The sequence below is a fragment of the Cryobacterium sp. TMB3-10 genome (assembly GCF_004402305.1).
In the GTDB taxonomy this organism is placed as follows: domain Bacteria; phylum Actinomycetota; class Actinomycetes; order Actinomycetales; family Microbacteriaceae; genus Cryobacterium; species Cryobacterium zongtaii.
The window spans coordinates 157,088-168,746 of the sequence record NZ_SOGH01000012.1; the positions used below are offsets into that span (position 1 = coordinate 157,088).

The window sequence follows — 11,659 nt, forward strand, 5'->3', positions numbered from 1 at the left end:
CCCTAGCGCCGGCGACCCTTCTGCCCGAGGTGGCCGTTGCGGCCCTTGTCCCGCCACCCGGCCGGTGCGAGAATCGTCGGGACCAGCCCAATCGATGGAGTGCGGGGCTGTCGAGGCTCCAGGCGCGGTGGGTGAGGTTCCAGTGAAGAGGTTCGAAGGTCTGGCGAAGCCATCCACTCTCGCCGCCGGGGCCGCATTCCTGATCGGCGGCATCCTGGACCAGGCGATGCGCCTCACCGGCGAACCGGTCAGTGAACTCGTGCAGACCCCGCTGTATGCCTTGCGGTCTCTAGCCCTGCTCGGCGGAGCACTGCTGCTGATCCTCTCGTTGGTGGCGATCTACGAGCGCCACGCCAAGCAGATCGGCCCGTTCGGCTTCTCCGCCGCGATCATGGCCGGCACCGGCACCATCCTGATCAGCGGCCAATTCTGGGCGGAGGCCTTTCTCTACCCCACCCTGGGCCGGGTCGCACCTGACCTACTCGACGGTGCCGAACGGCCCGGCTCCTATGCGTTCGGCTTGCTGTTGACCGCCGCGGTGTTCGGGGTCGGCTGGATGCTGCTGGGCGCCGCCATCCTGCGTGCCCGCGTCTACAGGGTGCTGCCGGCCGTCTTCATCCTGGCCGGCGGCGCCGTCTCGCTGCTGCCCGGCCAGGCGCTCGGCCAGCTGGTTCTCGGAGTCGGCCTGGTGCTGCTCTCCTTCAGCCCCACCTACCGCAAGCACGAGGGTCCACAGCGACAGGGCAGCCAACCGCACTGACGCCGGTGCGCCGCACCCCGTCGCCGGTGCCACACTTGTACGGCGAGTGAGGAGCAGCCGTGGCGCTGATTGATGACGCGATCTATGTGGATGGCCTTCGGGTGGCAACCCCGGAAACGTTGCAGGACGTCTTTGAGGTACTCAAGGAGAAGGCCGGGTTCGCCTGGATCGGACTGTACCGGCCGACCGATGCCGAGGTCAGGAGCGTGGCCGATGAGTTCACCCTGCACCACCTCGCCATCGAGGATGCGCTCAAGGGACATCAGCGAGCCAAGATCGAACGATACGCCGACACCCTGTTCCTGGTGCTGCGCCCGGCCAGATACCTCGACGACGTCGAGCGAGTCGAGTTCGGCGAGCTGCACGTCTTCGTGGGTCCCGACTTCGTCGTGACCATCCGGCACGCCGAGTCGCCCGACCTCGCCTCGGTGCGCCGCCGGCTGGAAAGCACCCCGGACCTCCTCGCCTTCGGGCCGCAGGCGGTGCTCTACGCGATCCTCGATCAGGTGATCGACGAGTACGCGCCGGTGGTCGCCGGCCTGGAGAACGACATTGACGAGATCGAGGACCAGCTCTTCGACGGTGACCAGGCGGTGTCCAGACGCATTTACGACCTCTCCCGCGAGGTCATCGAGTTCCAGCGGGCCACCCAGCCGCTGATCGGCATGCTCGAGTCGCTGCAGGAAGGCTTCGAGAAGCACGGCGTGGACGTGGAACTGCACAGGCACCTGCGCGACGTGCTCGACCACACCATCCGGGTCGTCGAACGTGTCGACGCGTTCCGGGAACTCCTGCAGAACGCCCTCACGGTGCACAGCACCCTCGTCGCCCAACGGCAGAACGACGAAACCCGCCGGTTGAGCGAAACCGGGCTGGCGCAGAGCGAGGAAGTGAAGAAGATCTCCAGCTGGGCGGCGATCCTGTTCGCCCCCACCCTGGTGGGCACCATCTACGGCATGAACTTCACTCACATGCCTGAGCTAAAATGGCAGTTCGGTTACCCGTTCGCGATCACCCTGATGGTGGCGATGGGATTCGGGCTCTACGCCGTGTTCAAACGCAAGGACTGGCTATAGCGCCTGCGAAAACGGCTGTATCCGCAGAGAATCCTGCGAATGCGGGAAATAACCGGGTGGCCTAACCGAGAACCGGCCGGTGGAGAAATAGGGTGTGGGTGTGTGGCGCCTCGATAGAAAACCAGAAGATGACGACTTCGCGTCGGATTACTCCGACGCGCCGTCTGCCGACTCGCGTCTCGCGACCTCCCCGGACTCGGTGAGCCTGGGAGACCCGGCGCTGGTCGCCGGGAACATCGCCGAACCCACCTGGCAACGCTGGCGTGACGAACTCGCCGCCGTCGGCGGCCACTCGCCGCTGCTGCACTTCGGTGACAGCCCGCGCTCCCGCATCGAGCTGTCCGCCACCCACCCCGGCGGTCTGCCGCAGTTCATCACCGGCAAGACCACCCTGCTCTCCAACCTCATCCGCGACGAGCTGGCGCTACGCAACGCCCGCCTGGCCGCCAACGAGATCACCCAGAAGGGCATCGAGCTGCGGTCGATGCGGGGCATCGAATCGGTGCACCTCGCGATCGGGCTGGCCCAGTGGCGCTACGGCGACGTGGACTTCACCGCACCGGTGCTGCTGCGCCCCCTGGCCATCCGCCGCTACGGTCGAGACTTCGAGCTCAAGCTCAAGGGAGCACCGTTCCTCAACCCCGAACTGGCGCGGGCGTTGCACGACCAGTTCCAGATCACCCTCGACGCCGACGCGTTCGTGGCGCTCGCCGTGACCAACGGAGCGTTCAAACCGCAACCGGTGATCGACCGGCTGCGGGGCCTCACCTCGCACCTGCCCTGGTTCAACGTGGTGCCCCGCCTGGTGGCGTCGTCCTTCGCCGACGTCGGCCGGGCCATGGCCACCGACGCGCAGAAGCTCACCCATCCGGTGCTCGACGCCGTCGCCGGCAACCCCACCGCCAAGCGCGCCATCGAAATGGCCTACAACCCGGTGCTGCCGATCGCTCAAGACGTGCGCCCGCCCGGCACCGACACGCTGCTGCTGGATGCCGACGCCGAGCAGGAGAACGTCGTCGCCCAGATCAGCGCCGGCAACTCCCTCGTCGTGAAGACCCTGCCCGGCACCGGTGGCACCCAGACCATCGTCAACGCCATCGGCTCGCTCATCGCCCAGCACAAGCGTGTACTCGTGGTCAGCGCCCGCCGCTCCAGCCTCGACGGCATCGCCCACCGCCTCGTGCAGGTGGGTCTGCCCGGCGTCGCCGTCACCCCGCGCACGCTGCGCCGCGACCTGATCCAGTCGATCACCCGCAACGAGAAGAGCACCCAGCCGCGCGTCGGCGACGTCGACGACGCCCTCGTGCGTCTGCGCAAGGTGCTGCTGGACTACAGGTCGGCGCTCACCCGTAAGGATGCCGCGCTCGGCGTGTCGGTGCTCGACGCCCTCGGTGAGCTCGCCAGGCTTGCCCAGCTGCCGGCACCGCCGTCGACGACCGCCCGGCTCGACAGGGTCGCCCTGGAGCGTCTCGCCCACGACCGGGCCAGCGCCGCCGCGATCCTGATCAAGGCCGCCGTCCTCGGCCAGTTCCGCTACGGCCCCGGCGACTCGCCCTGGTACGGAGCCTCCTTCACTTCCACCGCCGACGCCGGCGCATCCCACGAGCTGGCCAAGCGGCTGAGCAAGACCGACCTGCCCCGGCTGCTGGAACGCGCCGGACACCTCATCGGCCAGACCCGGTTGCGCCCGTTCGAGACCGTGCACGAGCTGGGCATCTACCTGCGCCTGCTGCTGGACATCCGCGAGACGCTGGACAAGTTCCAGCCCGCCGTGTTCGACCGCTCCCTCACCGAACTGATCGCCGCCACCTCCGCCCGCCGCGACTCACCCGAGATGACCAGCGCCAACCGGCGCCGGCTGCGCAAGCTCGCCGACGAGTACCTGCGACCGGGCGTGCACGTGAGTGACATGAACGAGAGCCTGCGGCGCATCCAGCAGCAGCGCACCCTGTGGCAGCGCTACGCCGCCGCCGGCGTGACCCCGGAGGTGCCGGTCGGTATCAACGACGTGCACGTCGCCTATCAGCGCGTCGCGGAGGACCTCGGCAAGCTCGACGTGCCGCTGGGCAACACCGGGACCCCGCGTCAGCTGGTCTCGCGGCCGCTGCGTGAACTCGTCTCCACGATGACCGGACTGGCCGCCGAGAGTGAGGTGCTCGCCAACCTGCACGAGCGCACCGCCCTGCTCGCCACCCTGCGCGAGCACAACCTCGACCCGCTGATGACCGACCTGTCCCAGCGCCACGTGTCCGAGAAGGATGTCGCCGCCGAGCTCGAACTTGCCTGGTGGCAGTCCGTGCTCGAGGTGATGTTGGGCGGCGACAAGGCCCTGCTCAACGCCAACACCCAGGTGCTCGACAGGCTCGAAGCCGACTTCAAGCTCGTCGACGAGGCGCACGCCTCCACCACCGGGCAGATCCTGGCCTGGCTGCTCGCCGAGACCTGGAAGATCGGTGTGGTCGACTGGCCCGACGAAGCCGACCAGCTGCGCCGGCTGCTGCGCGCCGACCGCGCCACCCCGGCCCGCATCAACGAGGTCTCCCCGCACCTGGGCCGGGTGCTCGCCCCGGTCTGGCTGGCCTCGCCGTACGAGGTCGCCGCACTCGACGACAGAATGACCTTCGACGCCGTGCTCCTCGTCGACGCCGGCGCCACCACCCTCGCCGAGAACGTCGGCGCCATCCGCCGCGCCAAGCAGGTCGTGGCCTTCGGCGACCCGGTCACCCAGACGCCGTCCGGCTTCGAGACCGGCATCGTCGAACCCTCCGATGTGCCGAGCCCGCAGGAGACCAACGTCGACGCCCTGCACGCCGACTCCGCGCTGGCCCGGCTGGGTGAACTGCTGCCCACCCTCACCCTGACCCGCAGTTACCGGGCCGGCGGCGAGGACCTCGCCGAACTGGTCAACCACCGCTTCTACGGCGGCCGCATCGACTCGCTGCCCTGGGCGGGCAGCTTCCTCGGCCACGGCAGCCTCACCCTCAACTACGTCAAGGGCGGCCACGGCATGCCCGACGTCGACAGCGGCGCGGTGGAGAGCGTTGACGCCGAGGTGGCGAAGGTCGTCGACCTGGTCATGGACCATGCCGTCAAGCGGCCCCGCGAATCCCTCATGGTCATCACCGCCAGCGCCCGCCACGCCGTGCGGGTGCACCAGGCCGTGCTGGCGGCGTTCTCCAAGCGCACCGACCTGAGCGACTTCATCCTCAAGGACCGTGCCGAACCGTTCACGGTGCTCACGCTCGAGCAGGCCGTGGCGCAGAGCCGCGACCGGGTGATCTTCTCGATCGGCTACGGCCGCACCCCGCACGGACGGCTGCTGAGCAACTTCGGCTCGCTCGGCGAACCCGGCGGCGAACGCCTGCTCGCGATCGGCATGACCCGCGCCCGCCGGGCCATGGACATCGTCTCCTGCTTCCGACCGATCGACATCGACGCCGACCGGCAACGGCACGGCATCCTGGCCCTGTCGCAGGTGCTCACCGAGACCGAAGCCCGCCGCAACGAGGTGGCCGTGCCGGATGCCCGCGAGGCCATGCTCGTCGACCTGGGCCGCCGCCTGGAACGCAAGGGGCTCACCGTCTCCCTCGGGCACCGCGGCAAGCTGGCGCTGGCGGCCTCGCACGCCGGCCGCGCCGTGGTCGTGGAGACCGACGCCGTGGTCAACCGGGCCAGCCTGCGCGAGTCCCTGCGGCTGCGCCCCGAGGTGCTGCGCCGCCTGGGCTGGCACTACCTGCGCGTGCACAGCTTTGAACTGTTCAGCAACCCGGATGCCGTCGCCGCCCGCGTCGCCGCCCTCGCGGGCATCACGGGCGTCGCGCCGACCGAAGGGTCGGATGGTCCGGCGCATCGTGCCTGACCCGGACGCGGGGTTAGGCCCGGCGACCGGGTCTGGTCGGGCGTCCCGGCCTGACGCGGCGGCCACACCAGACCTGATTGCTGCGCCCGATGGCACGGCCGTATCCGCGGCATCCGCCGACGCCGCGGTACCGCGTCAGTCGGTGGTCAAGTCGGCCGGAGCCCGCCGGGCCCGACTGACGCCAGCGCCGGACACCGACACCAGCCCGGAACCGCCCTCCCGCGAGGAGGGCGGCCAGACCGCCGGCGACGGCTCCTCCACGAGCGCGAACGACGCCCGCCTGCGCCAGGACAAGCCCCCGCACTGGTAGCGGCTCCCGTCAGCCCCGCAGCCCCGAGCACCCCAAGCGCGAGAAACCAGTTGGGGCCGGTGTGTGAGCACTCAAGGGGCCTCAACTGTCATCTCGGCGTGTTTCTCCCGGGCATGAGTCGCGCCGTCGCGCCCGGCCGCGCAACTCCTGCAATTCCCATCATGACGGGCAACGGATGCCGCGATCACGCGGCAGCGCAACTCGGCACCGGGATTCTGCAGGAGTTATGCATCCCGCGGCGGGGTCTAGAGGGTGTGCTTAGGCCCTACGGAAGCGGCCGAGGCAGCACGATGGGCATGTGGACCCGCCGGCGCGCGGGCCGGGACTCGTCCCAGCTCATCCATCACTCCGACCGCGGCGTGCAGTAACGGGCGACCCGCTACACCGAACGCCTCGCGGAAGCCGAGGCCGTCGCCTCCGTCGGCTCCAAGGGCGACAGCCACGACAACGCGATGGCCGAAGCGTTCAACTCCCTCTTCAAAGCCGAACTCATCCGCAACGGCGGGCCTTGGCGGGCATCGACGATTTCGAGATCGCGGTCGCCGAGTACATCGACTGGTTCAACTACCGGCGTCTCCATGGCGAGATCGGCTAGGTCCCACCCGTCGAGGCCGAGAGCGACTTCTACTCACGAACGCACACCATCGCCGTGATGGAACGGGTCTTACCGCGCCGTGGGTGGCCTGCTCGTCATCGCGGGAGCGATTGTCATTGTCCTGCGGAAGAAACGAACCATGAGAGCTCATCCGAAGAGGTAAGCGTCTACGGGATTCGCTGCCGGTCACAGAGCCTGTGCCAAGCTGTCGCTAGCACGATGATTATATTGGTGAGCATATCTGGGGTGGAAATGATGCAACTCAATATTCGGACCGTTTTGGCGGTCATCACGACTGGGGTCGTGGTGTGTTTGTTGTCCGGGTGTGCAATGTCCGAGGCGCATAAGGCAGAAGTGGCGGCGGCGGAGGAAATTGAACTGAAAGGATTCATTGACCAAGCCCGTGACTGGAGCGAGGATATCGTTGCTCAGATCCCCTCCGCCGAGGTTGAGAGCATCTCTGTTGAACTCAGTGGAGGACCTTGGCAGATATACCATTCTGATAAAAAATTGCCGGGATCGTATGATTGGGTCAATTGGGTCGTCCTTCTTCCCGATGGCCCTCGCACGCCGACCGAGTTGGCTGATGATCTGGAGCCTTGGCTTACGGAACAGGGCTGGGTGCGAAACCGGGATACTGAATGGGCTGCGGGAAAGGATAGCTTTGAGCGCCAATACACCCGCGGGCGGTATTACCTCACGCTGGAGGTATACACGACCGCGCCGCCGCAGGCTCAGTCGTTTAATTTCACTGTCGCGACGCCACAAACCGATATTGAAGCGCAGTGAGCAACTCCGAAGTGGCGAAAAGATGAGGCAGCACTGTTCAACGCCGGACCTCCATCGGCACGCGAAATGGGGGAGCGGCTGCCGATCAGGAACAGGGACCGCAAGGGAACGGCGCCCGGGCGCTTCCGCTGATTTGTGCCGGGTGATGCCGGGCGACACAATTCGCGCATAACGAATGACAGGCGCCGAGTCATAGCGCTCTCGCTGACCCTGACCGCAGAGCTGTCTGGGCTGCCGCGGTACTCGTCACCCCTGCGGACCTGGCCGACGCCAAACGTGTCAAGGCCGTCGACGCACTGCGGGACTCCGGCCTCCTCGATCAAGAGGGGAACGCCGTCACCGCCATGTTCAACGAACTGCTTGCGAGTGCACCAGGGGGCGCAACCGGAGTGACGGCTGCCGGGTGGGTCTCAGGCTAGAGGGTGTGCTTGGCGCCCTCGGACTCGGTCGACGCAGCAAACGGTGCGGGGACATCCGTCGCCGCAACTGGAAGGACGGTACCGCTCTGCGCGGCGAGCAGGTCGCGGATCTCGGTGAGCAGGTCGAGGTCGGTGACGGGGTTCTTCTTCGGGTCCAGCGGCACTCCGGCCTGACGGCGACGTGCCTGGTTCTCCTTGAGCTTGTTGAGCGGCATCACGAACGCGAAGTACACCACGGCCGCGACCAGGAGGAACTGGATCAACGCCGCGAGAACCAGGCCGAAGGACAGCTCGGCATCGCCCAGCGGAACCGTCAGGGAGTTCTTCAGGGTGTCCGCGTTGAAGATCGCGGCGATCAGCGGGTTGAAGATCCCCGTGACGATCGCGTTGACCAGGCCGGTGAATGCGGCACCGATCACGACGGCTACGGCCAGTTCGATGACGTTGCCGCGCATGATGAATTCTTTGAAACCGTTGATCATGGCGGGGATCTTTCTGGTGCGGTACTGCGAGGAATTGAGGAGAGGGGTCAGGACGCCTTCGGCGCCGCCGTGGGCGTCGAGCCGGACGAGGAGCCCGAGCCGCTCGAGGACGACCCGCTGGTCGACGCGGCCGGGGTGCTGCTCTTCTCGGCCGGCTTGGCCGAGGACGATTCAGACGAGGAGTCCGTCTTCTTGGCGCCCTTCTCGGCGGAGAGCGACGACTTACCGCCGGACTCGGCGCGCGAGTCGTTGCGGTAGAAGCCGGAGCCTGTGAAGCTCACGCCGATCGACGAGTAGACCTTGCGCAGCTTGCCGCCGCAGGCGGGGCACTCCGTGAGCGTGTTGTCGGTGAACGCCTGCTGGATGTCGAAGGCGGTGTCGCACTCGGTGCAACGGTATGAATAGGTAGGCACTGCGTCTTTTCGGTTCGGGTGTGCGGAGCTGACCGGCAGGTGCCGGAAGGGGAAAGTCTAGAAGACGACGATGCGAGTGGGAGTGACGAGGCCGTTCACCGGCTGGTCGTGCACCTCCCGGGGAACATCGTCGACATATTCATTGTCGTAGACCACGGCGTACACCGGCGGGCATTTCTCCATCGACCCGAGGGTCTTGTCGAAGTAGCCGCGGCCCCACCCCATCCGCAGACCGGTCTTGTCGATGGCCGCCGCGGGCACGATGATCAGGTCAACGTCGTTGATCGCGATCGGGCCGAGCAGCTCGCCCTGGGGTTCCGGGGCACCCGAGAGGCCCTGCACCTCGGTCTCCTCCTCGCCGACGGTCCAGTCGAGCAGGCCGTCGTCCCGCGACACCGGGAACAGCACCCGGATGCCCCTGGCTTCGGCCCAGTTGACGAACGGGCGGGTGTTCGGCTCGGTGGGGCTGGAGAGATAGCAGGTGATCGACCGGGCGGACAGGTCGGTGACGATGCTCTGCAGGTTCTCGGTGAACCCCGCGGTGGCGGCTTCGCGCTCGGCTGCGGGCATGTTGTGGCGGCGCTCCCGGAGGTCTGCGCGGAGCGCCCGCTTGCGGTGCTCGATGTCAGAATCCATACAAGTCATCCTAGGTGCGTAACCAATACAGGTTGCCGCTAACCTAATGCCATGGTTACTCACATTACAAAGGCCGTTATTCCCGCTGCCGGTATGGGAACCCGGTTTCTGCCGGCAACCAAGGCGATGCCCAAGGAAATGCTGCCGGTCGTCGACAAGCCTGCCATCCAGTATGTGGTGGAAGAGGCCGTGGCCGCCGGCCTGACCGATGTGCTCATGATCACCGGCCGCAACAAGAACGCTCTGGAGAACCATTTCGACCGGGTCACCGAGCTCGAGGCGGTGCTCATCCAGAAGGGTGACCGCGACCGCCTGGCCAAGGTGAACGAGTCCACCGACCTCGCCGACATGCACTACGTGCGCCAGGGTGACCCGCTGGGCCTCGGCCACGCGGTGCTCCGCGCCAAGATGCACGTGGGCCGCGAACCGTTCGCCGTGCTGCTCGGTGACGACATCATCGACGCCCGCGACCCGCTGCTGGACAAGATGCTTTCCGAGCAGGTCACCCGCAACACCAGCGTCGTGGCCCTGCTCGAGGTCGACCCGTCGCAGATCCACCTGTACGGTGCGGCCGCGATTGAGAAGACCGACGATCCCGACGTGGTGCGCATCACCGGTCTGGTCGAGAAGCCGGCAGCAGAGGATGCCCCGTCGAACCTGGCCATCATCGGCCGGTACGTGCTGCGCCCCGAGGTCTTCGACGTGCTCGAGCACACCAAGCCGGGCAAGGGCAACGAGATCCAGCTCACCGACGCCTTGCAGGAGATGGCCGTCAACCCCGAGACCACCGGCGGCGTCTACGGCGTCATCTTCCGCGGCCGCCGCTACGACACCGGCGACCGGCTCGACTACATCAAGGCGATCATCCAGCTGGCCGTCGACCGCGACGACCTCGGCGTGGAACTGCGCCCCTGGCTCAAGGAGTTCACCTCCACTCTCGAGTAGCGTGCAGGTTGATCAGGTCGGCACCGGACTAAGATTCGGTCATCATCGGGCTTCGGCCCCCAAGTAGACGGGTTCATCGTGCCGACCGCGATTCCTACGCTCCGTGAGGGGGCCGTGACCCTGCGCCCGATCCGGTTACGTGACGCCAGGGCCCTCGAGCGTGAGCTGATGGAGAACCGGTCTTGGCTGCGCACCTGGGAGGCCACCAACCCGTACGCGCCGATGTCCTTCGACACCCGGGCCAGCATTCGCAGCCTGCTCGCGCACTCACGCACCGGCAGCGGATTGCCGTTCCTGGTCGAGTACAACGGCGAACTGGCCGGCCAGCTGAACGTGTCGTCGATCACCTGGGGGTCGCTCTCCAGCGCGTCGATCGGCTACTGGGTCGGCGAGAAGTTCGCGGGCCGGTCGATCACCCCGATCGCGGTGGCCCTGGCCACCGACTACTGCTTCAGCCAACTCGGCCTGCACCGGATGGAGATCTGCATCCGGCCGGAGAACGCGCCGTCGTTGAGGGTCGTCGAGAAGCTCGGCTTCCGGTACGAGGGTCTGCGCCGCCGGTTCATCCACATCAACGGCGCCTGGCGCGACCACTTCGCGTTCGGCATGGTGGCCGAGGAGGTGCGCGGTGGCGTGCTGCGCCGCTGGCAGGACGGCCTGGTGCCGCCGGGTCTGGCGTCCGTGAACGAGTTCGACACGGCCGCCGCCGCGCATCCACTCGAGGTGGCCGACAAGTGACACACCCCCCGGTAATCAGGCACGGAAGGCCCCGCGACTCATACGTTAGGGAGCATGAGTAGCGAAGTCCTGGGTGGGGGAGTGATGGTGGCCGTTGCCGCCGCGCTCTGGGTGACGTATCTCATGCCGACATGGGCGAGACGCCGGCAATATCTCGCCACCGAACGCAATGCCGTGCGTCTGCAGCAGACCCTGCGGATCCTCGCCGAGACGTCGGAAATTCCCCAGGAGGTACGCGTGGAAACAAACGCACGCGGAGTGTCCGCTCAACGCAAACTCCTCGCCCAGGCCGAGGAAGACGCCCGGATTGCCTCGAAGGCCGCCGGCGATGCCGCCACGGCCGCCCGGCGCGCCGCGGTACTGCGTGCCGCCGCCGCCCGACCCAAAGCGCTCACCCCGGCCGGCAAGGCCAAACGCCTGCGCACCATGCGTGCCCTCTCCACCCTGCTGCTGCTCATCGGCCTGGTGTTCACCGTGGTGGGCGCCACCATGCTCTCAGCGGGCGTGTGGACGCTCCTGGCCGGCGGCCTGGTCGCCGTAGCGACCGCCGTCGCCACCCTCGGCCGGCTCGCCACCGTCAGCCGCTCCGCCCGCGCCCCGCGCGCTGCAGCGGATGCCGACGCCGCTGCCGCCGGCC

Annotated in this window: 10 protein-coding genes and 1 pseudogene; 8 read left to right on the forward strand and 3 right to left on the reverse strand. The window is 67.4% G+C overall.

What is annotated here, in order from left to right:
- The first annotated feature begins 142 nt into the window (after positions 1 to 142).
- The 5 genes from E3T22_RS05505 (at position 143) to E3T22_RS05525 (ending at position 7,389) form a co-directional block, all read left to right on the forward strand.
- Positions 143 to 760, forward strand: a complete 618-nt coding sequence (locus E3T22_RS05505) for a hypothetical protein (protein WP_134479870.1) — start codon at positions 143 to 145, stop codon at positions 758 to 760.
- Positions 761 to 819: 59 nt separating this feature from the next.
- Entirely contained in the window at positions 820 to 1,836 is a 1,017-nt protein-coding gene (locus E3T22_RS05510; protein ID WP_088457004.1) for a magnesium and cobalt transport protein CorA, read from the forward strand.
- 100 nt (positions 1,837 to 1,936) lie between these two features.
- Positions 1,937 to 5,695 (forward strand): ATP-binding protein, encoded by a 3,759-nt coding sequence (locus tag E3T22_RS05515; RefSeq protein ID WP_134408134.1) that lies wholly within the window; start codon positions 1,937 to 1,939, stop codon positions 5,693 to 5,695.
- Positions 5,688 to 6,005, forward strand: coding sequence for a hypothetical protein (locus E3T22_RS05520; protein WP_241983601.1), 318 nt, complete (start codon positions 5,688 to 5,690; stop codon positions 6,003 to 6,005). The genes E3T22_RS05515 and E3T22_RS05520 overlap by 8 nt, the downstream gene beginning before the upstream one ends.
- Before the next feature lie 841 nt (positions 6,006 to 6,846).
- Positions 6,847 to 7,389, forward strand: a complete 543-nt coding sequence (locus E3T22_RS05525) for a hypothetical protein (protein WP_134479868.1) — start codon at positions 6,847 to 6,849, stop codon at positions 7,387 to 7,389.
- Positions 7,390 to 7,804: 415 nt separating this feature from the next.
- Here the strand turns inward: E3T22_RS05525 and mscL are convergent, their stop codons facing one another.
- The 3 genes from mscL to E3T22_RS05540 are packed head-to-tail and all read right to left on the reverse strand — an operon-like array spanning position 7,805 to position 9,339.
- Positions 7,805 to 8,290, reverse strand: coding sequence for a large conductance mechanosensitive channel protein MscL (gene mscL / locus E3T22_RS05530; protein ID WP_134479866.1), 486 nt, complete (start codon positions 8,288 to 8,290; stop codon positions 7,805 to 7,807).
- Between the two features lie 47 nt (positions 8,291 to 8,337).
- Positions 8,338 to 8,703 carry an FmdB family zinc ribbon protein gene (locus E3T22_RS05535; protein WP_088457001.1) on the reverse strand — a complete coding sequence of 122 codons (366 nt, stop codon included), beginning with the start codon at positions 8,701 to 8,703 and terminating at the stop codon, positions 8,338 to 8,340.
- 57 nt (positions 8,704 to 8,760) lie between these two features.
- On the reverse strand, positions 8,761 to 9,339 hold the full coding sequence (locus tag E3T22_RS05540) for a 5-formyltetrahydrofolate cyclo-ligase (RefSeq protein ID WP_103432297.1): 579 nt from the start codon (positions 9,337 to 9,339) through the stop codon (positions 8,761 to 8,763).
- A 51-nt stretch (positions 9,340 to 9,390) separates the two neighbouring features.
- On the opposite strand from E3T22_RS05540, the gene galU reads away from it, so the two are divergent.
- The 3 genes and pseudogenes from galU to E3T22_RS05555 form a co-directional block, all read left to right on the forward strand.
- Positions 9,391 to 10,284: a UTP--glucose-1-phosphate uridylyltransferase GalU gene (gene galU / locus E3T22_RS05545; RefSeq protein WP_088456999.1), complete on the forward strand. Its 894-nt coding sequence runs from the start codon at positions 9,391 to 9,393 to the stop codon at positions 10,282 to 10,284.
- 78 nt (positions 10,285 to 10,362) lie between these two features.
- Positions 10,363 to 11,022, forward strand: coding sequence for a GNAT family N-acetyltransferase (locus tag E3T22_RS05550; RefSeq protein ID WP_134479864.1), 660 nt, complete (start codon positions 10,363 to 10,365; stop codon positions 11,020 to 11,022).
- A gap of 54 nt (positions 11,023 to 11,076) precedes the next feature.
- Positions 11,077 to 11,659: pseudogene (locus E3T22_RS05555) on the forward strand (hypothetical protein); the annotation flags it as partial.

Excerpts from the sequence above, each read along its gene's own strand:
- E3T22_RS05540 (WP_103432297.1), bottom strand. The coding sequence starts at position 9,339 with ATGGATTCTGACATCGAGCACCGCAAGCGGGCGCTCCGCGCAGACCTC.
- mscL (WP_134479866.1), bottom strand. The coding sequence starts at position 8,290 with ATGATCAACGGTTTCAAAGAATTCATCATGCGCGGCAACGTCATCGAA.
- galU (WP_088456999.1), top strand. The coding sequence starts at position 9,391 with ATGGTTACTCACATTACAAAGGCCGTTATTCCCGCTGCCGGTATGGGA.